A 24754-nucleotide genomic window follows, 5' to 3' on the forward strand; every position below is an offset into this window, starting at 1 on the left:
GATCTCTTTCCTGGGAATATAGGATAGTTTCGCATAATAGTTTTATCTTTGTATGTAGTAGAAACAATAATGGTAAGATTCTTATGAAACCGACTCGTATTATCGAAATTTGTGCAAACTCCGCACAAAGCTGTGTGGAAGCAGAAGCCGGAGGTGCAAAACGTGTGGAACTTTGTGCCGGCATCCCGGAAGGGGGAACGACACCCAGCTACGGGGAGATCCGGACGGCGCAGGCACTCACTTCGTCTATTGATATAAATGTGATTATCCGTCCGCGTGGAGGCGACTTCCTCTATACGCCGGCAGAGATTCAGTCGATGTTGCTGGATATCGAACTGTGCAAGCAGTTGAAGGTGCATGGCGTAGTCTTTGGTTGCTTGACGAAAGACGGGGATATCGATGTCCCTTTGATGCGCCGGTTGATCGAGACGGCCAAACCGTTGTCTGTCACCTGTCATCGCGCCTTTGATGTTTGCCGCGATCCCTTTGCCGCATTGGAGCAGTTGATTGAGTTGGGCTGTGACCGTATCCTGACTTCCGGCCAGCAGTCCGATGCCGTGAAAGGGATTCCTCTCATTGCCGAACTGGTGAAACGTGCGGCAGGCCGCATCATCATCATGCCGGGGTGCGGAGTTCGGGAGAATAACATCGCCCGCATCGAAGCGGAAACCGGGGCGAAGGAGTTTCATACATCCGCTCGAAGCATCGTCTACAGCAAGATGGAATATCGGAACGAGAATGTCCCGATGGGCAGCAGCATCGTTTCCTCCGAGTTCGAGACGGTCGAAACGGACCGCAAGAAGGTGGCTTCTTACCTGTAAAAGAACCAATTTATGGCAAGGCTGCGAAAGCAACTTTGTTTTTGAAACGAGTAAACAATAAAAAAAGAAAGAACAATGGAAGAACCTAAAAGACTTTACCGTTCGAATAACGGGATGATAGCAGGTGTTTGTGCGGGTATTGCCGATTATTTCGGCTGGGATCCTACATTAGTGCGTATCGGATATATATTATTGAGTATCTTTACGGTATTTTCCGGGGTGATCGCTTATCTGATCCTTTGGATGGTTATACCTAAACAACCTATAAATAAAGGATGAACTTTGAATTATCTTCCCCATTCAGTCCGACAGGAGATCAGCCGGAAGCGATTGCGGCCCTGTCCGACGGTATAAAGAGTGGTGTGCCTTTCCAGACCTTGTTGGGAGTGACAGGGTCCGGAAAGACTTTCACTATCGCCAATGTGATCAAGGAAGTGCGGAAGCCGACTTTGATCCTGAGTCATAACAAAACCCTCGCAGCCCAGTTATACAGCGAGTTTAAGGCATTTTTTCCGAACAATGCCGTCGAGTATTTCGTCTCTTATTATGACTATTACCAGCCGGAGGCTTACCTGCCGACGACGGACACCTACATAGAAAAGGATTTGCAGATCAACGACGAGATCGATAAACTACGTCTGCGTGCAACCGCTTCACTGTTGTCGGGGCGGAAGGACGTTATTGTCGTTTCGTCTGTCTCCTGCCTGTATGGTATGGCGGACCCGACAGCCTTTGCTGAGAAAGTGGTGCATCTGGAGAAGGGGATGCGGATAGACAGGGATAAACTGCTGCGCCGTTTCGTGGATGCCCTTTATGTCAATAATAAGATAGAGTTCAACAGGGGGTGCTTTCGTGTAAACGGGGATACGGTCGATATCTTTCCGGCTATCGAAACTTTTGATGGGGCAGCCTACCGTATTGAGTTTTGGGACGATGAGGTGGATCGCATTTCTTCGTTCGACCCGCAGACCGGGCAGGAGATAGACGAGCAGGATGAACTGAACATTTATCCGACCAACCTTTTCGTGACCACCCAGGAACGTATCAATACCGCTATCGGGCAGATCGATGTCGATCTGGGGACGCAGGTGAATTTCTTGCGGGAAATCGGCAAGCCTTACGAGGCGAAACGTTTGTACGAGCGTGTCACGTTTGATCTGGAAATGATACGCGAGTTGGGGCATTGCTCCGGTATCGAGAACTATTCCCGCTATTTTGACGGTCGCCAGGCGGGTGAACGGCCTTTCTGTTTGCTCGATTATTTCCCGAAAGACTTTCTGTTGGTGGTTGACGAGAGCCACGTGACGATCCCGCAGATACGGGCGATGTACGGAGGCGATTATTCCCGTAAGAAGAATCTGGTGGATTATGGTTTCCGTCTGCCGGCAGCGATGGATAACCGTCCGTTGACGTTCGATGAGTTCGAGTCGCTGACTCCGTTGGCGATTTACGTGAGTGCGACACCGGCCGACTATGAACTGGAAAAGAGCGAAGGGATCGTGGTGGACCAAGTGATCCGTCCGACAGGCTTGCTCGATCCGGTTATCGAGGTGCGTCCGACGTTGAACCAGATCGACGATCTGATGGAGGAGATCACACAACGTGCTGCTGTGGACGAACGTGTTTTGGTGACGACATTGACGAAGCGTATGGCGGAGGAACTGACTGCTTATCTGACGCGCATGGGAATCCGCTGCAACTATATCCATAGCGATGTCGATACGTTGGAACGCATTCAGATCATGGATGATTTGCGGAAAGGGTTGTTCGACGTGCTGATCGGCGTCAACTTGCTGCGTGAAGGACTTGATTTGCCGGAAGTCTCTTTGGTCGCTATCTTGGATGCTGATAAGGAAGGTTTCCTGCGCTCGCACCGTTCGCTGACGCAGACGGCTGGACGTGCTGCCCGAAATGTGAATGGGAAGGTGATATTCTATGCTGACAAGATAACAGACAGTATGCGCCTGACAATGGACGAAACAGCCCGTAGGCGTGAAAAACAGCTCGCTTATAATGAGAAACATGGCATTACGCCTAAGCAGGTTATCAAAAACAGCGTTTCCCTGGTTGCGGAGAAACAACAACCGGTTACAGGCGAACCGTATGCTTATGTGGAACCGGAACCCAGCTTGGTTGCAGACCCGGTAGTTCAGTATATGAATCGCAAACAGCTTGAGAAAGCGATCGAACGGACGAAGAAGCAGATGATGGAGGCGGCCAAGAAGCTGGACTTTATCGAAGCAGCTCAGTTTCGTGATGAACTGGTGAAGCTGGAAGATCTGTTAGTGACAAAAAAGGATTGAAATTGGATCAAGAGATGAAACGGACGCTATTTTGTTTGTTCTTTTTTGCTTTTCTTTCCCTACCTGGAAAAGCTCAGAGGGATAAGGCTATTTACGAACGCTATTGTACGGCAGTGAAGGAGAAAGCGGCTTTGCCGACAGGTGACCTGATGGTAGAGACCGCCCGTTTTTTCTTGGGAACTCCTTATGTAGCAGGGACGTTGGAGGAAGAGCCTGAAACATTGGTGATAAACCTGCATGGCTTGGATTGTATGACTTTGGTAGAGAATACGGCTGCTTTGGCCTGGTCTGTCAAGCATCGTCTTGCTTATGATGGGTATGTTTCTGTTTTGAAAGATATGCGTTACCGGAATTCCGGCTGTGCGACACTCGATTATACGGATCGTCTCCATTATACGGCTGACTGGATATATGAAAACGAAAAGAGAGGGTATCTGAAGGATGTTACGAAAGAGATCGGTGGGCAGTCGCTTAAGTTTGACCTGTCCTTTATGTCTACACATCCAGATAGTTACAAGCAGTTGAAAGGAAATCCGGGACGTATCGCAGTAATGGCGGCTAAGGAAAAAGAAATTAGTACCCGCCCGCATTATTATATTCCGCAGGATGAAATCAATGAGCATGCCGGCCAAATCAGGAATGGCGATATCGTCTGTTTTGTCACGACTGTGAAAGGGCTGGATATCTCGCACGTCGGCATTGTCTGCCGGGAAAGGGATATGCTTACTTTTATCCATGCCTCGACCGTCCAGAAGCGGGTGATCGTGAACGAAGAACCTTTGCAGGAATACGTGCAGGGTATCAAACGCAATTGTGGTATTATGATTGTCCGTCCACAGTTCTGAACTTACTGGAAGAGTTCGAACGCGAACTTGAATCCGATCCCGTCATATTTCAATTTATCGAACCCGACGAAGGCGGCGACGTTGAAGATATGGTTACCGAAACCGTATCCGATTTCAGTGTAGCTGGGTTTGACTGGCATCCATAGCTGACTGAGGTAAAAACGTTCGGAGATGATGTGCTTGGTTGCTTCTGGTTTGAATAGCTGAAAGAGCATGAATGGACTTTCGTACATGGCATGTGCTTGGACATATTTGTCGGATGCGTTGAACCATACGCTTCCTAGCTGGTGGAAGACACCTCCGAAATCGTCTCCTCCCCATGATTCGGGGAAGTTGTGCCGTGTGAAATACCGGTAGTCGGCAAAGTAGGTTGACTTCTGGGCAGTATAAAGCCCTCCGCTGATATGGTAGTTGAACCGGCGTGACAGGCCCAGGTAAATGCTTTGGTGGATATCGGCCTCCACACGTCCGTAATTACCGCTGCTTTTCCATACGCCTGGTATGGCCCGCCCGAACTCGATGGAGATGGTCGGGTAGTAGGAGTAGAGGTACTCTTTACGGTAACCGTCCATCCAGTAGTATTGTCTGGGAGTATAGGAAAAGCCGATCGTGGGGATGAAATCGTGATAGTTTTCGTTGATGATCTCCGTGACACCGTCTCCCGGATCTATCGCGCTTTTCCGGGTTGGTATGCGGCGGTGGTAAGAGATGCCGGTGATCATTTGGAAACCGTTGAACAACTCGATCTGATTCTTGAGCTCTATGTAATAGTGCTTGAAGTATTCCAAATCCAGGTTTTCGAAGTTGAAAGTGGAGTCTTTCAGCTGTTCGTTAATTTCGTTCATGATCTTGGAAGAATATCCTTGGTTGGTGTTTCCGAGACTGAGGCTCAGGGCTCCTTGTTTCTCAGGAAGATATTCCCAATCTCCCTCGAATTTGAAGAACAACTCTTTTCGTTTGAATACAAAACCAACCTCAGGCCGGAAACGCAGTTGGCGGTCTTTCTTGAAGGTCTTGCTGAAGCGGAGCTGTTGCCTGTAAGTAATACCGTTTCGTCCGGAATAGCCCAACTGGAAAGGATTCAGGATGCCGGAGTATTTCAGACGGGTCGTTTTATAATCCAGATTGATGGTGTTGGTCAGGCGTTCTGTTATTTTCAGGTATTTCCGAATGTTGCTTGTGTCGTTGGCTTGGGTTGTTCTGATGCTTGTTTTTTCGTATTTTGTTTCTTCTTCCTGGGTCAGTGGGATGTCTCTTTTGTTTTTCCAGTAGCTGCTGTCGCTGATGATTGGGATCGTATCAGATGATAACTGGTAATATCCGGTCAAGTCGAGGGAGTGGTGTTTTTTGTCTTCATAGTCTTCTTCAACCCATTCAACGGCTTCGTATTTGAATGAAGTATGATAGTAGCTGGCGATGGCATTTCCCAGCACATGATACCGGAGAAATAGGTCTGCCTTTTGTGGCAGGATGAAATGGCGGTAATCCCGTCCGAATGTCATGACCAGGTTGAATTCGGCAAAGGAGAAACGCCCGTTTAAGTCGATCTTGTCAATGTGCCAGTCTTTGTCGGTGATGTACAGATCTCCGCAAATGAGTTTTTGGCTCCATAGCTTTGGCATGAAGCGTATCTGGTAGATTTTCAGATTGCCGGTCGTTTCGATGCTTTCCAGGTTGAAGTTGTAGTATTTGAATGCTTCATGAGCTACTGGCATGATGATCCCTTCGTTGTAGATGGTTGGCGAATAGACGTTCAGGTTCAGAAATGTCAAGACTTCCTGCTGTTTTGCGCCGTTGGGGATGCTGTTTCCGTTTATCGCTTCGAAGCTGTGCAGGTAGTTGTTCGGAGCGTTGAACTTGGAGTGGCTGACCATCTCGAAGATCATATCCTTGTTCTTCCTGTCTACCGGAAAAAGATGATGGGCGAAACGCATTAGAATGTTTTGTTTGAGTATTTCCGTCTTGCCTTTGATATAGATTTCGGCCTCGTACCGTGAGACGACTGTTTTGTATTTGTCGGCCTGCTCGATTACCTTCCTCATAATAGAATCCCCTTGCTGGGATGATACCGTTTTGGGGGACCGACCCAGCAATAAAAGGTTCCCATAACTACCATCAGGGTCAGCTAAGGCATTTACTGCGGTAAAAAGCAGAATGATAATATAAAAATACTTTTTCAACAAATTATCGTCTCTTTCTTTACAAACGTAACGAATAAAATCGAATTTTTATTCATTTATCGTATTAAACTTATTCTGCTTTTAAAAGAAAAGTATTACATTTGTGCTTCATAAGTATGTTATATAGCAGTCGTGGTTAAACAACAAAAAGAAGAGGTCGATCTATCGGCCAGTTTGGCAGAAGTGTGGAGAGTCCTGACCGAAAAGGAGCGGGATGTTCTCCGTAATAATTCGACGATCCAGCATTTCAAACGTAATGAGTTGATATATTGCGAGGGCGACGAACCGAGAGACATGATGTGCTTATTAAAAGGCAAGGTTAAAATCTTTAAAGAAGGTGTTGGCGGACGAAGCCAGATCATTCGAATGATTAAACCGGTGCAGTACTTTGGCTACCGGGCAAACTTTGCTCAGGAAAATTACCTGACGAATGCATCCGCTTTTGAAGCTTCGACGGTATGTCTGATTCCGATGACTATCGTTACGGATCTTTTAATGGGGAATGCGAACCTTGCCATGTTTTTTATCCGCCAGCTTTCTCTCGATTTAGGAATTGCTGACGAACGTACAGTCAACCTTACTCAGAAACATATCCGGGGTCGTTTGGCGGAATCTTTGTTATTCCTGAAAGACAGTTATGGTTTGGAGGAAGATGGAGCGACATTGAGTATCTATCTTTCTCGAGAAGATTTGGCTAATCTTTCGAATATGACGACATCTAATGCAATCCGTACATTGTCTACATTTGTAGCTGAGCGTATTATTGCAATCGACGGTCGAAAGATCAAGTTGATAGACGAGGACAAGCTCAAAAAAATAAGTAAGATGGGATAGCAGAATAAATTGAGAATTGAAAATGGATAATTGAAAAGTGGAAGAGCCCGTTAAGGTTCCTGTTTTTCAATTATCCATTTTTTGTATTATAATTTTCAATTCTCGACTTTCCAATTTCAATTTCCAACCGCTTCCCGTATTCGAACCAACTTTGTCAGCAGTCCTTCCAATAAGTCGAGTTGCAGCATGTTCGCACCGTCTGATTTGGCTTTAGAGGGTTCCGGATGGGTTTCGATGAATAATCCGTCAGCTCCGACGGCAATGGCTGCTTTGGCTATCGTTTCGATCAGGGTAGGGAGTCCTCCTGTCACACCTGAAGTTTGGTTGGGTTGTTGCAAGGAGTGGGTAACGTCCATGATAACGGGATAGCCGAACTGCTGCATTTGAGGAATACCCCGATAATCGACAACCAGGTCCGTATATCCGAATGTAGTGCCTCTTTCCGTAATCATGACGTTGTCATTTCCGGCATCGGCTACTTTTTGTACGGCAAATTGCATGGCTCCCGGCGAGAGGAACTGTCCTTTTTTGATATTGACAATTTTCCTTGTCTTGGCAGCAGCTACCAGCAGGTCCGTCTGCCGGCAGAGGAAAGCAGGGATTTGCAGGATATCCACATACTCGGCAGCCATTGCAGCTTCAGCTGTTTCGTGAATATCGGTTACAGTCGGAATACCGAACGTGTCGCCTACCCTGCGGAGTATTTTCAGTGCTTTCTCATCGCCAATGCCTGTGAAAGAATCCAGCCGAGAACGGTTGGCTTTCCGGTATGATCCTTTGAATATATATGGGATATTCAGCTTATTCGTGATACCGACTACTTTCTCTGCAATACGCAATGCCATATCTTCTCCTTCGATTGCGCAGGGACCTGCCATCAGAAAGAAATTGTCTCTATTCTTTAAATCATTAACTGTTATCATAATATGATTGTTTTGTTTCAAAATTGGGTAGATTTGAATTGTAAATGCTGATTTGTCAGTCTAAATATTCTTATAATTTCAATAACTCCAATGTCTTCTCTATCTTTTCTTCTGTCGGCAATGTAGCATCTATCCAATGGATAGTGCTTCCCCGGCGCTCCATGCCTCTGAACCAGGTCATTTGCCGTTTGGCAAACTGGTGTATGGAGATCTCCAGTTGGGAAATCATATCTTCATAAGACAGTTTGCCTATTATATATAAAGTAAGATATTTATATTCCAGTCCGTAGTAGATCAGATCTTCCGGCTTAACTCCCGAGTCGATGATCTTCCGCACCTCGTTGACCATCCCTTCGTCCAGGCGGACACGCAAGCGGCGGGAGATCTTTTCGCGTCGTAGCTCCCGGTCTATGTCGATACCGATGATCAGGCTGTTGATTGGATCATATTCATTGACATCCGGAGCTTCGTTCTTATAATACTCTTCGATTTCAATGGCCCGGATGGCCCGTTGGGCGGTATCCACATCTGTCTTGTTATGGAGGACCTTGTAGCCGGCAAGTATCTGCTCCAATTCCAGGAGCGATTTATCTTTCAACGACTCGCGCAGCCCAGGGTTCTGGGGAACATCCAAGAGTCTATATCCTTTCAGTACGGCTTCAATGTACATACCTGTACCACCGCATAGAATCGGCAGTTTCCCTTTTTTTCGGATTGTTTCATAAGCTCGGAAGAAATCATGCTGGTATTCGAATACGTTATATTTATATCCCGGATCGCAGATGTCGATCAGGTGGTAAGGAATCGTTTTTCCATTTACTGTATAGTCGGCCAGGTCCTTTCCTGTCCCGATATCCATTGAACGGTAAATCTGTCTGGAATCGGCGCTGATGATTTCCGTGTTCAGTCGGGCAGCGAGTGCAGCGGCAAATGTTGTTTTACCGGATGCTGTCGGCCCTAAAACAGTGATAAGTTGATAGGTATCCATAGTGATACAAAGATACAAAAAAAAGCCGCAACCCGAAGGATGCGGCTTTCAAACTATATAATCTTGATTGATTAGCAGTTTACAGATGCCATATGAGCGATCAGGTCAAGAACCTTGTTAGAATAACCGATTTCGTTATCATACCAAGAAACAACCTTTACGAATGTATCTGTTAAAGCGATACCAGCTTTAGCATCGAAGATAGAAGTACGAGTGTCACCTAAAAAGTCAGAAGAAACTACTGCATCTTCAGTATAACCCAGTACGCCTTTCAGTTCGCCTTCAGAAGCTTCCTTCATTGCAGCACAGATTTCAGCGTAAGTAGCCGGTTTAGCCAAGTTAACTGTCAAGTCAACAACAGAAACGTCCAGAGTCGGAACACGCATTGACATACCAGTCAGTTTACCGTTCAGTTCAGGAATAACTTTACCTACAGCCTTAGCAGCACCTGTAGAAGAAGGGATGATGTTGCCAGAAGCAGCGCGGCCACCTCTCCAGTCCTTCATAGACGGACCGTCAACAGTCTTCTGAGTAGCAGTTGTAGAGTGAACAGTTGTCATCAAACCGTCTGTGATCCCCCACTTGTCATTCAGAACCTTTGCGATAGGAGCCAAGCAGTTAGTAGTACAAGAAGCGTTAGAAACGAACTGAGTACCTTTAACATATGATTTTTCGTTTACACCGCAAACGAACATAGGAGTTGCATCCTTGGAAGGAGCAGACATAACTACATATTTAGCGCCAGCTTCGATATGAGCCTGAGCCTTTTCCTGAGTCAGGAACAAACCAGTAGATTCTACTACGTATTCAGCACCTACTGCATCCCACTTCAAATCAGCCGGATTGCGTTCTGCTGTTACGCGGATTTCCTTACCGTTTACGATCAGCTTGCTGTTTTCAACGTCAGCTTCGATAGTTCCGTCGAACTGACCGTGCATTGTGTCGTATTTCAGCATGTATGCCAAGTAATCAACCGGGCAAAGGTCGTTAATACCTACGATCTGAATATCGCTTCTCTTTTGAGCAGCACGGAAAACGAAACGTCCGATACGGCCGAAACCGTTAATACCTACTTTAATCATTGTAATAAAACTTTTATGGGTTTATTAAAAATATTACTTATCTCCAATTTAACTTAACAGCCGCAAGGAAAATATATTCGTAGCACACTGTTTTTAACGACTGCAAATTTAGTCATTTTTTTTATTGTACAGGAATTAGGACAAGAAAAATATGCCCTCTAACATAAATTAATTGTTGCAGCTTATTTCTTTTTCTTGAAAAGTTTCTTTATTATCCACGCCTGGACTTTCTGGATGCCCCAGGCTGTCAATAATGGGCGTGCAACATCCCATGCAACAGGTAATAAGCCTTGTGCCACAGAAAGATAGTCGGCAAATCCAAGCGACATGGATGGCACTTCCGAAGTATGTACAGGCTGGTTGCTTTCCGTACCTTTGGATTTGGTTTTTGTGTTAGGGAATAAGAGAGCGGAGACACCTGAAAGTAACAACGTGCCGGCGTTCTCTTGTATGTGAGAGAAATCAGCATTCAATTTCTGTTCCTGTATCGTACATTCCTGTTGGATGCGGCGACGGTCAGAAATCAGTTTCTCCAGAGGTGTCTGTTGCGGATTGTTCATTGTCTGTCGCGTTTGTTTTATCATCATTTGTTGTCAATGCGGAGATCACAACGTTTAATACTTTATTGCTGATTCTGTCTTTGTTCATAACAATAATGCCGATCAGCAGCAGATAGAGCACGGCTACCACGCCGAATCCCGAACCTACCGAACCGAACAGATCCCCCAAGAAAAAACCTAATGCGAGGAAAATGAACAGAATCGCAAAGAAAGCCAGAAATAATAAAATAACACCATACGAGAGAACGGCAATAACCTTTCCTGTTCTCTCATATGTGTTTAATTTTAGGAGTTCGAGCTTCAACTCCACGTAAGCCGAAAGATCTTTTTTCAGTTCACGGAAGATTTCACCTGCGTCTTTCTCCATACAAAATTATTCTGCTACGATTTCTTCTGTAGTTTTTGCAATTTCAGCTTTTCCTTCTTTGTATTTAGCAAGAGCTGAATTGAAGCCTTCTTTTACTTTACCAACTACACCATTCAATTCTTCCAGTAGTTGTTCTCTTTTATCTGTTGCTGCCAGATAACCAACTGCGGCGCCAACGGCTGCACCAACTACTAATCCCAGTAATAATTTAGAATCTACGTTTTTCATAACTCTTTCTTTTTATAATGTTGCTACTAAGATAACGAATATACTTGAATGATGGTTTATTTGGACCTTAACTTTTAGGGTTAATTAATGTTATTGTTTCTGGACTTTCACCGCAGCCCAATTATTCTTCTCTGTGTGCGATAACAATGCCAATCCGTTATGTTTGCATTCTTCTTCGATGGCCGGAATGTCTTGTACATAGAAGCCGCTCATGTAAAGGAAGGCTCCTGGTTTCATACATTCGCTGTAATGGCGGATATCATTCAGCAGGATATTCCGGTTGATATTCGCAAACACGATGTCGAAGGTTCCGAATGCAGGGATCTGTTCGGCTCCCCCAAGGGCGACCTGGATATCGTTCGTGTTGTTTAGACGTATGTTTTCGAGTGCATTATTGTAGGCCCATTCGTCAATGTCGATGGCCACCACGCGTCCGGCTCCTTTCATATGGGCAAGGATGGCCAGTACGGCTGTTCCGCAACCCATGTCGAGTAGTTCTTTGCTGGTGAGGTCTAATTTGAGTATTTCGCTGATCATCAGGAAAGTTGTCTCGTGGTTGCCGGTTCCGAATGCCATCTTCGGGTCGATGATGATATTATAGGCATAACCCGGCTCATGTTCGTGGAAGGAGGCGCGGATGATGCAATCCTTGCCGATGCGGATCGGCTTGAAATAGTTCTTTTCCCATTCCTCGTTCCAGTCCTTGCTTTCCACCAATGTTTCGGTAAAATGAATATCCACGTTTTCCAGTGGAAATTCGGCAAGTTTGTCCTGCAATCCTTTTACATTATATAATTGGTCGGAAATATACCCTTGTAACCCATTTTCGTTTTCGGCAAAACTTTCAAAACCGATTTCTCCTAGCTCGGCGGCCAGCACGTCGTTGATAATGGAAGTCTCGACAGGGGAGGTGTATGTAAATGTAAGTTCGTAATAATTCATATCGTTCTTTCTTTATAGATTCCTTCTATAGACAAAAGTATATATTTTATCTTGATGTTTCACATTTCATTCGATACATTCTTTATTTATGTGTAAGAATTAGTAAAATATCCAGTAGCCTTATAAAAACCCCCTTTTGGTACAACCATATACCAAAAGGGGGTTACTTCCTGATTTTTGATAATCAGATGTCTCTTACTACCATCCTGGATTTTGAATCAATGTTGGAGTGCGAGACAATTCATCTTGCATAATCGGCCAAAAATAAGAACGAGGGCTATAGAATACACGTCCGTCATTTACCGCAATGCGTTTCATCTTATACCGTTTCCCGTCCACTTCAATTTTTCCATTTGGATCTTCTACAGGCTTCATGCCGTGTGAACAACGTTGGCTTTTAGCATACGGCCAACTCTCTGGTCCAATATAGTTTTTTTCTTTGGCTAACTCAATAGGATCATCTGATTCCATATATAAGCGTGTTGCCCAATAGCGCCAATTCTCATAGAATAATTCTACACGACGTTCGCGTTGGATATATTCTTGCATCAAGTTTGCATCAGTTAGGACAGCTGGAGGCATCGGAGCCATGAAAGAACGTTCCCTTACAGAATTGACTAAATCATAGATTTCTTGTGTGGGGCCACTTACTTTGTTCACAGCTTCTGCATAAATATAAATGAATGTCGGCAGACGCCAAATAGCAGGTCCGTTGATCACATGTCCACCTTTGTTTCTATCCCATCCGTCTTTGAACAGTTTTCTCAAATAATAACCAGAGTGAGAAGAGGCTTCCAAATAACTACTGCTCACGGCATCTTTGCCTTCGGCTGTATTCAATTGTTTACCACCATACCAAGAACCATGATAACGGATATCACGATAGAAACGCGGATCACGTTTTACGCTTTCATAAGGGTTTTCGTCATCATAACCATCTATTTTAGCTCGGCTATCATAAATAGGGTAGCCATATCCGTCAGGGCTTATGTATTCATATTCGTCGACTTGTTCCTGCAGAGGACGTTGACGGGCATGACCATTTTGGGAAGGAGGCAAGACATCGCCAGACCAGCCCGTATCTTTATCACGAGTGGTAAACCAAACCCATTCCTGTTGAATCGCATCCATGTTGTAAAACATTTGCCATAGTCGCTCTTGTACTTTTCCATTGTTTGTATTGGCATTGCCATCAACGTCTTTAAAGTCATCTGCATCCATTGCTGCCGGTGCATATAATTTATACCGAATAGCTCCATTGACATCTTTCGCTTCCAATACATCTTTTGCTGCATCGCGAGCTGCTTCCCAGCGTTTCGGATCATAAGTAGTATATTCATCTTTGAAAGCTCGTGTGTCGTTTGGCAACGTCCCGCCATTCCACAAAGGGGTTGCAGCCATCCAACGGACAATCGCCTTCAATCCTAAACAAGCCCCCTTGTCGACACGACCAAAATACTCACCTCCGTAAGAGGCGTCTACCTTTTCATAAGCGGCATCGGCATCGGCACAAATCTTTTCGACCATACTATGAAAAGACTCTTTTACATACGCCATATCTTCACCTGGAACGACAACATGATCCATATATACTCCTTCACCATAAGCTCGGATTACGAGATAGTGCAAGTATGCACGGAAAAATAATGTTTCACCTAAGCGACGTTCTAAGTCGCCTTCCCGACCGTCTTTGGGGTTATCTGGAGTATTGTATTTTTTTACACCTTCCAAAATGATATTGGCACGTCGGATACCATTATATAAGTCCCACCAGTATTGTCCGCAACTACTGTTGTTTGGCATACCTTGTGAAGGTCCATAATTCCCAATGTTGAATTGATGCGGAATGGCTTGTTCATGGCTGGAAGCCGTACATTCGTCTGTCAATCCTGCAGAGCCGAAGTGATTCATGAAAATCAGCGGTCTATTTGCGAACTTTGCTCTTGCATACAAATCGGTCACCAAGTTATCGACTTGTTCATAACGAGTAAATACATCTACCTCATTTTTCTTATCATCAGGCATTCTGTCCAAGAAGTCGTCACAAGATGAAAGAGACAGGAGTAATACTCCAATTCCTATGATTGATTTTTGTAATTTCATTTTCAAAAGATTTAAATAATTAATATGTAATTTCGACACCAAAATTATAGACTCTCTGGATCGGATACCAGTCACCGGAGCCTTCTTTCGTTTCAGGATCCATGTCGACATCATCCAAACTGTCGAATGTTAGTAAGTTTAAACCTTGTACATAAAAGCGTACATTTTGCAAACCTGCAAAACGAATTATGTTTTTGGGTAACGAATACCCCACTTCTAAGTTTTTCAACCGGATATAATTTGCATTGTACAAGAATAAACTGCTGTTCCCATTTTTGTTGTTTTCATAAGCTCCGTATGTTAAGCGTGGGTAAGTTGCCACATCTTTTGTAGCTTCTGTCCAACGGTTCAAGTGCATGTGTTTCACTTTACCATATTGATCTTGTTCGTAGGATGGAAAATCCCAAACTGCGGCTCCATTCAACAATATGCTGGAGTTTAAAGAGCCTTGAAACATTACGCTGACGTCAAAGCCTTTATATTGTATTCCAAAAGGAATACCAAATTGTATTTCCGGTGTACGTGGAAATCCCATATGTGTTCGGTCGCCATAGTCATCGATTTTACCGTCTTGATTCAAATCTTTATATACGACATCACCCGGATGCAATTCGCCCCAAGGCTGGAAACCACGACCGTCATTCATTGCATTCAATTTATCCGCTTCTGCTTGATCATATACAAAGTGATCGACTACATATACAAAATGTTCTCCTAATCGCCGGCCGGTCTTTTGGCGATATTCATTTCCATAATCAACTTCATTCATGAATTTGATCTTATTACGGGCGAATGTGAAATTGGGTTTGATATAATAACGGAAATCTTTACCGATTGTGGAGTTCCAACCTAACTCGAAATCAATACCCTGATTGTCCACAATTCCAGAGTTTACAAATGGAGCGTCTTTTCCTACTATGTCTGGATATCCCATCTTGTCGCCATCGCTTAGTGTTGTGATAATATCGTATCGATGTTCTCTAAAGTAGTCGGCAGCAATAGTTAACTTCCCATTGAATAGGGTCGCATCGAAACCGACATTCGTTTTACGAGCTTTTTCCCAAGTTAAATTTGGGTTGGCGAAGTTCCCTTCTTTCAGCCCATCGTATCCAGAGCCAAACTCATTAAAGCCGAAACTGTAGCCATCACCTCCTTGGAAGAATTGAAGGTAGGCAAAACGATCGTCGTTATTATCTGAAATTTTATCGCTTCCTACAAGACCGAAAGAGGCTCTCAACTTTAAATTATCCAACCACTTCTCAGTTCCTTTCATGAATGCTTCTCGAGAAATCACCCAACCGATAGATCCTGCCGGGAACACACCGTATCGATTACCCGGAGCAAAATTTTCAGATCCGTTGTAGCCAATATTGAATTCAGTCAAATACTTGTTGTCATATGCATACGTTGCGCGCCCACTAATACCTTGATACCGATATTCTACTCGATTATCATAGGCTCGTGATGAGCGGTTGAATAGTACCATAGCGGAAACATTGTGTCGATCGAACTCACGTTGATAGTCCAATTTTAATTGATAGTAAGTTTTGTTTTCCGCGGCATTGTGACTAAAACCATTACTAATCGTTTCGTCTGTACTATACCAAGGATTACCTAAGCGATAAGCTCCTGCATAAGGTTCCGTAGAATGCAAATAATAAGAGCCATATACGCTTTCATCCGGTTGGAAAGTAGCATATCTACCATAGTTCGCATAACCATCTTGACGTGTTTCCAGCACACGCCGTATCCAACGACCTTCTTTTGCGTCATACGAGATACTACCTTCAACTTTTAATCCTTTTGTAATGAAATCCAATTTGTGACCGATTGAAAACGTTCCATTCAAAAACGTTTTTTTCTCATTCAAATATCCGGTACGGCTTAATTCACCTAAGATATTGTAACGATGTTGCTGGTCACCATAGAGCATACCTTTCGGATTGTTTAAGGCATACGTTTCATTGGCCGCATTACCATTGTCTTGTAGTGTAATAGGTAAATGAGGTGGTTGCGTATTTGCAATAGACACTACCCGGCTAGCGGTTGTACCTGGGGCATTACGGTCGGTAATGCGTGCACCCAAGTCGACCTTAACATAAAAGTTCTTTGTAATATCCACATCTACATTCGCACGAAAATTATAACGCTGAAATACAGCTTGTGTGCTATAATCCGCCATGTCCGTATGTTTGTAGTTACCGTCTTGCTTATAATAATTTGCCATTACATAGTAACGGGCGCGTTCGGAGCCGCCTCGGACAGACAAACTATAATCCTGCTGAATACCTGGTTTGAAAGCATAATCAAAATAATCCCAATTATATCCTTTCCCATTTTTGAAATCTTCGATAACATTTGTAGAGAATAGATCTGGAGAAGATGGATCTACCCCCATATTCATGCGAGCTTCGTTGTAAAGTTCAGCATATTGAGCTGAACCTAAATATTCAGGGAACTTAGCAGGAGAGTTTGTTCCGACTGATGCTTTGAAACTCACGGATGGTTTTTCGGACGCTTGTCCACGCTTAGTTGTGATTACGACTACACCGTTTGCTCCACGAATTCCATATGCAGCCGTTGCTGAAGCGTCTTTCAAAATAGTAAATGTTTCAATTTCTTCTGGTGCTAAATAAGCCATATCATCGCGTTCCACACCGTCAATGATGAAGATCGGTGTCTGGTCTCCATATGTAGAGGCTCCGCGGATGCGCAAGTCTGCTCCATCGACACCCGGCTCGCCTCCACTGAATTGATTTGCCATCAGACCCGGCATACGTCCGGCCAAGGCATTTGTTAAATTAGCTGTCGGACTTTGTTTCAAATCTTTTGTGGTAATCGTTGCTACAGATCCAGTGATAGTTGCTTTCCGTTGTGTTGTATATCCTACAACAACGACTTCTTCCAATGCCTTGGCATCTTCAACCATTTTGACATTTACAATTCGTTCTCCTTTCAGTGAAACTTCTTTGGGTTGATATCCCACATACGAAAAGACTAAAGTCGCTTTCGAATAAGGGGCTACGATTTCAAAATTGCCGTCCATGTCGGTTATTACTCCTGTCATGGTTCCTTTGACCATGACATTCACTCCTGGTAACGGACCGACATTATCTGAAACCTGTCCTTTTACTTTGAAACCTTCTTGATTTACACCGTCCAATTTGGTTTTGGTTGTGCCGACCAAGGGAACTACTTTTTTGTCATCTACGCCATTGCTCCCCATATTGACTTTACCATCCACCGCAAAAGCACAGGTAGTCAAACAAAAAAGTAACCCACAAGTTACTTTCGAAACTCGAGACAACGAGTTCTTTCTTCCTATTGGAAGATTACAATTCTGTTTTTGCATCTTTTCATGTATTGCTTTAATTGTTAACTAAATAAATTATATACCAAGTGAAAACTTGATATCGGAATTTTTAAAAACACATTTTATATCATAGGCCTTTTTGTTTTAATTAAAAAAATCTTGCCGTAGTTCTTGGAGAACTGAGTACAATTAGGAGAGGGTAAAAGAGATTATTATATTGTTGGTTCAATAGAAAATCAGAGAGAAAAACTGATCTTGCTAAAATTGCGATCAAATATCACATTTCTTTAATAAGGATTTGGTTCTTCGTCAATTTAGAGGTAACGCCCAACAATCAAAGTTCAATATATGAAGAGGTTTAAATGAATTTTGAAAACAGAAAATGACATGTTTCTTCATGTAGCCGAATAGCAGAATATAAGTAAATTAAGGGTTCCTAAATTGATAAAGAACCAAAAACTGTTATATAAATTGCCCGTTGAGGTGGCAAGAACTGATTTTCTGCAAAACCAAAATCTTGATTGTTTATTTACTGTTAAATATATTAATCTTAATAATATTTATTTTTATGTTCATGTTTTTTGTTTAACTTTACAGCCGATATAAGATACTATAACAAGGAAAGATCATCTTGTATTGAAATATTTAGATGTGTTTTTGATAAATATTTATTTATAATACTTTTGCATTATATAATTGTACTCAGTTCTCCAAGAACTATGGTAAGAGCTTTTTCAGAATAGAAGAATCTGGTCTCACTCATTAGGTATTTCTGTTTGGCTAAAATTTATTTGGACAGAAAGAAATTAGAGGTTTATGAAACTCTTGTAGATATAAGCCTGAGGGAAGTTTTAGGGAAAAGTATTGAAAGATACTGATGCAATACAGGGAAATCACACCGAAAACCCATCAAGTGTAAAATCATCTCTATAAAGATTTTGCAAAATAACCATCATGTAATCATAGTTTCTCTTTAGATGTTGTTGGGAGTGGCTTGTAGTGTTTTTATCAAAATCATAAGATATAAAATCATTTTTAGAAATGGTGTCTGTGAAGAAATCGTTTCCTTTGAAAACAAAGTCATGCTATTAACAGATTAAATCGCAACGATATGAAAAAGACAGCTTTATTGCTTCTGGTCGCTTTGGTCTTAGGATGGGCGGGATGTTCGTCCGATTCGACCGTCGAAGTGAAGAACCTCCGGTTGGAGATGAAAGAAAATCCATTGGGAATCAATGTGACGCAACCCCGCTTTTCCTGGCAGATTGCTTCCGGCAAACCGGACTTGAAGCAGACGGCCTATCAGATACAGGTGGCTGCTTCTCCTGAACAATTGGAATCCGGTGACGGGCTTTTGTGGGATTCGGGTGTGGTCCGTTCGGACGAGTCGGTACTGGTTCCGTATGCCGGGAAAGCCCTGGAATCGGGAAAACCTTACTATTGGCGTGTGAAATTGACGACCAACCAGGGGGATACTCCCTGGAGCGATGCCGGTAGCTGGTCAATGGCCTTGCTCGATGATTCGGAATGGAAAGCGACCTGGATCGGCGAAGATTCCCTCTCCAATCCGGGTGAGGAGGTAGGTGTGGCCGGTGGAAACAATAAAACACGCTTGGCCGCCCGATATCTGCGTAAAGAGTTTACGACGGATAGGGCGGTGGAAAGAGCCGTCTTGTATATTTCCGGTCTTGGCTCGTATGAGGCTTACCTGAACGGAAAGAAAGTCAGCGAGGACGTGTTTGCCCCGATGCCGTCCCTGTATTATAAACGTATATATTATAATGTATATGATGTGACAGCTTTGATGGCTTCCGACAAGAATACATTGGGAGTGATTTTGGGGAACGGCCGTTTCTTCTCTATGCGTAATCCGGGAATGAAAACATTCGGCTTGCCTCGTTTGCTTGCGCAACTTCGGATCGAATATGCAGACGGGTCGCAAGCGACGGTCGTCAGTGATACGTCTTGGAAAATCACCTCGAAAGGACCGATCGTCGCAAATAACGAGTTTGATGGCGAAGAATATGATGCCCGCCTCGAGATGGAAGGTTGGAACACGAACGGTTTCGACGACGGCGCATGGAAAACTCCCGATGTGATGGAGGCTCCTGCGGGCAAACTGACAGCACAGCAGAACCCGAATATCCGCGTACAGGAAACGTTGAAGCCGGTAGCCGTTTTTGATCGTCCCGATGGAAAGTATATCCTGGACATGGGGCAGAACATGGTCGGTTGGCTCTCTGTTAACCTGAAAGGAAAGAAAGGTAAACCCGTATCGATGAAGTTTGCCGAATTGTTGCAGAAAGACGGCTCGCTCTATCTGGCCAATCTGCGTACTGCGCAGGTGACCGACATTTATACTCCGGCTGAAGACGGTGATTTCAGTTGGCAACCCCGTTTCGTTTATCATGGTTTCCGTTTTGTGGAAGTTTCGGGACTCGATTATAAACCGGAACTGTCCGCGTTTACCGGACATGTCATTTATGACGAGATGGCGACAACCGGGCGTTTTGAAACATCCAACCCGCTGGTCAACCAGATCCATAAGAACTCTTATTGGGGAATCCGTAGTAATTATCGCGGGATGCCGACCGACTGCCCGCAACGTGACGAACGTCTCGGCTGGTTGGGCGACCGTGCGACAGGCGCTTACGGCGAAGCCTTTATTTTCAATAATGCCCAGCTGTATAACAAATGGTTGCAGGATATCGAGGACTCCATGAGCCCGGAAGGAAGCATCTCGGATGTCTCCCCGAATTACTGGACGATCTATGCCGATGACGTGACCTGGCCGTCTGCCTTCTTCTATGTGGCGGATATGCTGTACCGCCAGTTCGGCGACGACAGCGCGATCCGTGCCCATTATCCGGCCATGAAACGCTGGATGGCGCATATGGAAGAGGCGACCATGAAGGACTATATCATGACGAAAGACCAGTATGGCGACTGGTGCATGCCTCCCGAATCGCAAGAACTGATCCATTCCAAGGATCCTGCCCGCAAGACGGACGGCGCTATTCTCAGCACGACTGTCTATTATGATTTGCTGAACAAGATGATCGGCTTCGCCCGTATCTGCGGACAGGATGCCGATATCTCCGGCTACGAATCCTTGGCCGCTAAAATAAAGGCGGCTTATAATGCCAAATTCTTTAATAAGGAAACGGCGGAGTATGGCAATAATACGGTTACGGCCAACATTCTCTCATTGCGTCTCGGACTTGTGCCGGAAGGATATGAAGGGAAAGTTTTCAGTAATATTGTGAAAAAGACGGAGGAGGATTTTAACGGACATGTAAGTACCGGAGTCTTGGGAATCCAGCATCTGATGCGCGGACTGACCGAGTACGGGCGGGTCGATATGGCCTATAAGATCCTGACGAACGAGACTTATCCGAGTTGGGGATATATGATTAAGAACGGTGCGACAACCATCTGGGAACTTTGGAACGGCGATACGGCTGATCCGGCCATGAATTCTGCCAACCATGTGATGTTGCTTGGTGACCTGCTGATCTGGTACTACGAAGACCTGGCCGGCATCAAATGCGCTCCCGATGCAGTCGGTTTCAAGAAACTGGTGATGGAACCTGTTTTCCCCGATGGCCTTGACGAAGTTTCCGCCTCGTACGGTTCGGTCTATGGAGAGATCAAGAGCGCATGGACTAAGAAGGGAGGCGACTTTAGCTGGGATATCACTTTGCCGGGCAATACGTCGGCGATCGTCCGGATTCCGAAGAAATACAATGTGACGGTCGGTAACTTGCCGGGTGTGCGCAGAGTTTCGGCAACGGAAGGATATATGGAAGTCGAGATCGGTTCGGGAAGCTATCATTTTGGAAAATAGTTTCGAAAAGATTTGGATGATATATCAAGAAACCGTAATTTTGCACTCTGAATTCTGCAGGAGGTAAACAAGTGATGCTTAGAAGTGTATCCACCTCCGGGACATAACCTGTTTAAATATAAAAAAGACAGATGTACGTAATCGTAGAAATTAACGGACAGCAGTTCAAGGCTGAAGAAGGAAAGAAGTTGTTCGTTCATCACATTCAGAACGCTGAAAGCGGTGCTGTTGTGGAATTTGAAAAAGTGTTGTTAGTTGACAACAATGGTGAAGTTAAAGTAGGTGTTCCTACCGTAGAAGGCGCAAAGGTAGTATGTGAAGTGCTGTCTCCGCTGGTGAAAGGTGATAAAGTGCTGATCTTCCACAAAAAGAGAAGAAAAGGTTATCGTAAGTTGAACGGTCACCGTCAGCAGTTCACTGAAGTGAGTGTAAAAGAAATTGTTGCTTAACGTTTAAAGGAGAAAAGAAGAAATGGCACATAAGAAAGGTGTGGGTAGTTCTAAGAACGGCCGTGAATCACAAAGTAAGAGATTAGGTGTTAAGCTTTTCGGTGGTGAAGTTGCTAAAGCTGGTAACATCATCGTTCGTCAGAGAGGAACAGTTCATCATCCGGGTGAGAACGTAGGTATCGGTAAAGATCATACGTTGTATGCATTGGTTGATGGCGTGGTAACTTTCCGTAGAGGCAAGGAAAACCGTTCTTTCGTTTCTGTAAAAAAAGTGGTAGCAGAAGCATAAGTATTGGTTTTATATAGAAAATAAGAAAAAGGATATTCGCTTGTCGGATATCCTTTTTTTGTATCTTTGTCAACATCATGACTCGTAGGAATTTTATCATACTTTATATCGGAATACTGTTGTTTTTTCTGGCTCTAACATCGTGTGGCAGTAAAAAACAATGTGTAGTTTTACCTTCTGATTTCAAGGGACCGAAGGAGCTTTCCCGTCTCTATGGTGTCCGCCTGACTCCGAACGATAATATATTTTTATACAATGAAGGAGCCAGATGGCTTGGCGTCCCTCATCGGATGGGTGGATTGACAAAGAAAGGAGTGGATTGCTCCGGTTTTGTGGCGATTGTGTTTCGTGAAGTCTATGGAAAGCAGTTGGCACGTTCTTCGGCTGATATGCTGAAGCATAATTGCAAGAAAGTCAGCCGTGCCAACCTGAAGGAAGGTGATCTGGTCTTTTTCCGGACGGGCAAAGGAAGGAAGAAAGTACCTAACCATGTCGGGATCTATCTGAAAAATGGTAAGTTTATCCATACCAGTACATCGAACGGTGTGATCGTCAGTAGCCTGAGTGAACCTTACTATGTCCGGACATGGCTTACCGGTGGCCGGGTGAAGAATTTGTGATTTCCTGTGAATCACTCGATTATTTTATGTAAAGACGACTATAAAATAGATGAAACCGGGTGGTTTTTATTGTCCGGCAAGGCACTTTAGTTGCCGGACATCCCCTTGTTGCCCCCTTTTACACCCGGATGTACCGGCTCCCTACACCCGGATGTAAAGAATGGCAACATGGGGGTGTTTACGGAATTATGTGCTTGTTTCTGCCGAAAAAAGAGAGGGCTTTTGTGGAACGAAGAACCGTATTTCGCCAATTTAATATCTATTGTACCTGTTTTTACATTTGTTTGTTCAATTGTTCTATATGCTTTTTGAAAGGAAAAAGATATCAATAGGTTGATTTTCAGTTATATGATAAAAATACCATGTTTTAGGAGTGATAGAAGAGTGATAGAGGAAAACGTCCTGTATCATTGCCTGTAACGATTGAATATCAACAGATACAACCTCTGTAGTGATAGAGTGATAGATGATTTGCAGAAAACTTTGCATGTTAATCACTATCTTGGAAAATTTTGATGCGGTTGCCCTGTTTATGCGTCGATGATAAATCATAAATCATAAATCTTGATTATCTTTGCAACTCAAATAAAAAAACATCATTAAAGTATGTTGACGCTTAAAGTAATTACGGAAGAAACAGATCGGGTGATTCGCGGTCTGGAAAAGAAACACTTTAAAGGTGCACAGGAAAGCATTGCAAAAGTGATCGAATTGAACGATAAAAGACGTGGTGCGCAAAATCAATTAGATAAAAATCTGGCAGAGGTGAACCAGACTTCGAAAACCATCGGCATGCTGATGAAAGAAGGTAAAAAAGAGGAAGCCGAAATTGCTAAGCAACGTGTTGCTGAGATCAAGGAAGTCAACAAGGCTATCCAGGCCGAAATGGATCAGGCGGCCGAAGATATGCAGAACTTGCTCTATACAATCCCGAATGTTCCTTACGACGAAGTGCCCGAAGGTGTGGGAGCTGACGATAATAAGGTTGAAAAGATGGGCGGTATGGAAACGGAACTGCCGAAAGACGCACTACCCCATTGGGAATTGGCAAAGAAATATGACCTGATCGATTTTGACTTGGGAGTGAAGATCACAGGTGCCGGTTTCCCGGTTTACAAGGGACAAGGTGCGCAGTTGCAGCGTGCGCTGATTAACTTCTTCCTGGATGAAGCCCGTAAATCCGGTTATACGGAAATCATGCCGCCGACAGTTGTGAATGCTGCTTCCGGTTATGGTACGGGCCAGTTGCCTGACAAGGAAGGGCAGATGTATCATTGCGAAGTGGATGATCTTTATCTGATCCCGACAGCCGAAGTCCCAGTTACTAATATCTACCGTGATGTTATCCTCGATGAAAAGCAGTTGCCGATCAAGAACTGCGCCTATACGCAATGTTTCCGTCGCGAAGCCGGCTCTTATGGAAAAGATGTGCGCGGACTGAACCGTTTGCATGAGTTCTCTAAAGTGGAATTGGTTCGCATTGACAAACCGGAACACTCCAAACAGTCTCATCAAGAAATGTTGGATCACGTAGAAGGCCTGCTCCAGAAATTGGAACTTCCGTATCGTATCTTGCGTCTTTGTGGTGGCGATATGAGTTTCACGGCTGCCCTTTGTTTTGATTTTGAAGTTTATTCAGAAGCCCAAAAGCGCTGGTTGGAAGTAAGTTCGGTTTCTAACTTCGATAATTACCAGGCAAACCGTCTGAAATGCCGTTATCGTGACGAGAATAAAAAGACACAGCTCTGCCATACGTTGAATGGCAGCGCATTGGCTTTGCCGCGTATCGTCGCAGCCTTGCTCGAAAACAACCAGACTCCCGAAGGCATCCGCATTCCGAAGGCGTTGGTTCCGTATACGGGATTTGATATGATTAAGTAAATAAGTATAGAAAAACTATAGGGTGGTAAAAAAACGGTCGGTATCTGTTTGACAACGGATGTCGACCGTTTTTGGTAGCGACAAGCATCTATTTTCAAAACACCGGTGATTCGATTTTAAAACATATATGCTTTGCAATCAAAACATCGGTGTTTTGATAGATAAGGAATTGTACCAAA

The 24754-nt window shown here is 44.1% G+C and carries 20 protein-coding genes; 10 read left to right on the forward strand and 10 right to left on the reverse strand.

What is annotated here, in order from left to right:
• Positions 1 to 83 precede the first annotated feature (83 nt).
• The 4 genes from NQ542_RS01295 (at position 84) to NQ542_RS01310 (ending at position 3969) form a co-directional block, all read left to right on the forward strand.
• Positions 84 to 821, forward strand: coding sequence for a copper homeostasis protein CutC (locus tag NQ542_RS01295; RefSeq protein ID WP_005647891.1), 738 nt, complete (start codon positions 84 to 86; stop codon positions 819 to 821).
• A 75-nt stretch (positions 822 to 896) separates the two neighbouring features.
• Positions 897 to 1100: a PspC domain-containing protein gene (locus tag NQ542_RS01300; RefSeq protein WP_005641105.1), complete on the forward strand. Its 204-nt coding sequence runs from the start codon at positions 897 to 899 to the stop codon at positions 1098 to 1100.
• The gene (uvrB, locus tag NQ542_RS01305) at positions 1097 to 3124 is read left to right on the forward strand and encodes an excinuclease ABC subunit UvrB (RefSeq protein ID WP_005641103.1); all 2028 of its coding nucleotides are present in this window, start codon (positions 1097 to 1099) and stop codon (positions 3122 to 3124) included. The genes NQ542_RS01300 and uvrB overlap by 4 nt, the downstream gene beginning before the upstream one ends.
• Before the next feature lie 14 nt (positions 3125 to 3138).
• On the forward strand, positions 3139 to 3969 hold the full coding sequence (locus NQ542_RS01310) for an N-acetylmuramoyl-L-alanine amidase-like domain-containing protein (RefSeq protein WP_005651247.1): 831 nt from the start codon (positions 3139 to 3141) through the stop codon (positions 3967 to 3969).
• A 2-nt stretch (positions 3970 to 3971) separates the two neighbouring features.
• On the opposite strand, the gene NQ542_RS01315 is transcribed toward NQ542_RS01310, so the two are convergent.
• On the reverse strand, positions 3972 to 6152 hold the full coding sequence (locus NQ542_RS01315; protein WP_005651248.1) for a DUF5686 family protein: 2181 nt from the start codon (positions 6150 to 6152) through the stop codon (positions 3972 to 3974).
• Between the two features lie 129 nt (positions 6153 to 6281).
• Here NQ542_RS01315 and NQ542_RS01320 point away from each other — a divergent pair, with 129 nt between their 5' ends.
• Complete coding sequence (locus NQ542_RS01320) at positions 6282 to 6983, forward strand: Crp/Fnr family transcriptional regulator (RefSeq protein ID WP_005641096.1); 702 nt, start codon at positions 6282 to 6284, stop codon at positions 6981 to 6983.
• A 116-nt stretch (positions 6984 to 7099) separates the two neighbouring features.
• Here NQ542_RS01320 and kdsA read toward each other — a convergent pair whose 3' ends face one another.
• The 9 genes from kdsA to NQ542_RS01365 all read right to left on the reverse strand — a co-directional run bounded on the left by kdsA (position 7100) and on the right by NQ542_RS01365 (position 17528).
• Positions 7100 to 7906, reverse strand: coding sequence for a 3-deoxy-8-phosphooctulonate synthase (gene kdsA, locus NQ542_RS01325; protein WP_005641092.1), 807 nt, complete (start codon positions 7904 to 7906; stop codon positions 7100 to 7102).
• A 70-nt stretch (positions 7907 to 7976) separates the two neighbouring features.
• Entirely contained in the window at positions 7977 to 8894 is a 918-nt protein-coding gene (miaA, locus tag NQ542_RS01330; protein ID WP_005641089.1) for a tRNA (adenosine(37)-N6)-dimethylallyltransferase MiaA, read from the reverse strand.
• A gap of 71 nt (positions 8895 to 8965) precedes the next feature.
• Entirely contained in the window at positions 8966 to 9976 is a 1011-nt protein-coding gene (gap, locus tag NQ542_RS01335) for a type I glyceraldehyde-3-phosphate dehydrogenase (RefSeq protein WP_005641086.1), read from the reverse strand.
• A 182-nt stretch (positions 9977 to 10158) separates the two neighbouring features.
• Positions 10159 to 10536, reverse strand: coding sequence for a hypothetical protein (locus tag NQ542_RS01340; protein ID WP_005641084.1), 378 nt, complete (start codon positions 10534 to 10536; stop codon positions 10159 to 10161).
• On the reverse strand, positions 10493 to 10903 hold the full coding sequence (locus NQ542_RS01345) for a phage holin family protein (RefSeq protein WP_005641082.1): 411 nt from the start codon (positions 10901 to 10903) through the stop codon (positions 10493 to 10495). Before NQ542_RS01345 ends, NQ542_RS01340 begins: the two co-directional genes overlap by 44 nt.
• 6 nt (positions 10904 to 10909) lie before the next feature.
• The gene (locus NQ542_RS01350; protein WP_005641080.1) at positions 10910 to 11131 is read right to left on the reverse strand and encodes a YtxH domain-containing protein; all 222 of its coding nucleotides are present in this window, start codon (positions 11129 to 11131) and stop codon (positions 10910 to 10912) included.
• Between the two features lie 90 nt (positions 11132 to 11221).
• The gene (prmA, locus tag NQ542_RS01355) at positions 11222 to 12073 is read right to left on the reverse strand and encodes a 50S ribosomal protein L11 methyltransferase (protein WP_005641079.1); all 852 of its coding nucleotides are present in this window, start codon (positions 12071 to 12073) and stop codon (positions 11222 to 11224) included.
• Positions 12074 to 12271: 198 nt separating this feature from the next.
• Positions 12272 to 14176, reverse strand: a complete 1905-nt coding sequence (locus NQ542_RS01360; protein WP_005641078.1) for a RagB/SusD family nutrient uptake outer membrane protein — start codon at positions 14174 to 14176, stop codon at positions 12272 to 12274.
• A 19-nt stretch (positions 14177 to 14195) separates the two neighbouring features.
• Positions 14196 to 17528, reverse strand: coding sequence for a SusC/RagA family TonB-linked outer membrane protein (locus NQ542_RS01365; protein WP_005641077.1), 3333 nt, complete (start codon positions 17526 to 17528; stop codon positions 14196 to 14198).
• A 1072-nt stretch (positions 17529 to 18600) separates the two neighbouring features.
• Here NQ542_RS01365 and NQ542_RS01370 point away from each other — a divergent pair.
• The 5 genes from NQ542_RS01370 to serS all read left to right on the forward strand — a co-directional run bounded on the left by NQ542_RS01370 (position 18601) and on the right by serS (position 24575).
• Entirely contained in the window at positions 18601 to 21336 is a 2736-nt protein-coding gene (locus NQ542_RS01370; RefSeq protein ID WP_005641074.1) for an alpha-L-rhamnosidase, read from the forward strand.
• 131 nt (positions 21337 to 21467) lie between these two features.
• Positions 21468 to 21785, forward strand: a complete 318-nt coding sequence (gene rplU / locus NQ542_RS01375) for a 50S ribosomal protein L21 (protein WP_005641072.1) — start codon at positions 21468 to 21470, stop codon at positions 21783 to 21785.
• 22 nt (positions 21786 to 21807) lie between these two features.
• Complete coding sequence (rpmA, locus tag NQ542_RS01380) at positions 21808 to 22074, forward strand: 50S ribosomal protein L27 (RefSeq protein WP_005641071.1); 267 nt, start codon at positions 21808 to 21810, stop codon at positions 22072 to 22074.
• Between the two features lie 77 nt (positions 22075 to 22151).
• Positions 22152 to 22694, forward strand: a complete 543-nt coding sequence (locus NQ542_RS01385; protein ID WP_005641070.1) for a C40 family peptidase — start codon at positions 22152 to 22154, stop codon at positions 22692 to 22694.
• A gap of 606 nt (positions 22695 to 23300) precedes the next feature.
• The gene (gene serS, locus NQ542_RS01390; RefSeq protein ID WP_005641068.1) at positions 23301 to 24575 is read left to right on the forward strand and encodes a serine--tRNA ligase; all 1275 of its coding nucleotides are present in this window, start codon (positions 23301 to 23303) and stop codon (positions 24573 to 24575) included.
• Positions 24576 to 24754: the final 179 nt, after the last annotated feature.

The sequence above is a fragment of the Parabacteroides merdae ATCC 43184 genome (genome assembly GCF_025151215.1).
Classification (GTDB): Bacteria; Bacteroidota; Bacteroidia; order Bacteroidales; family Tannerellaceae; genus Parabacteroides; species Parabacteroides merdae.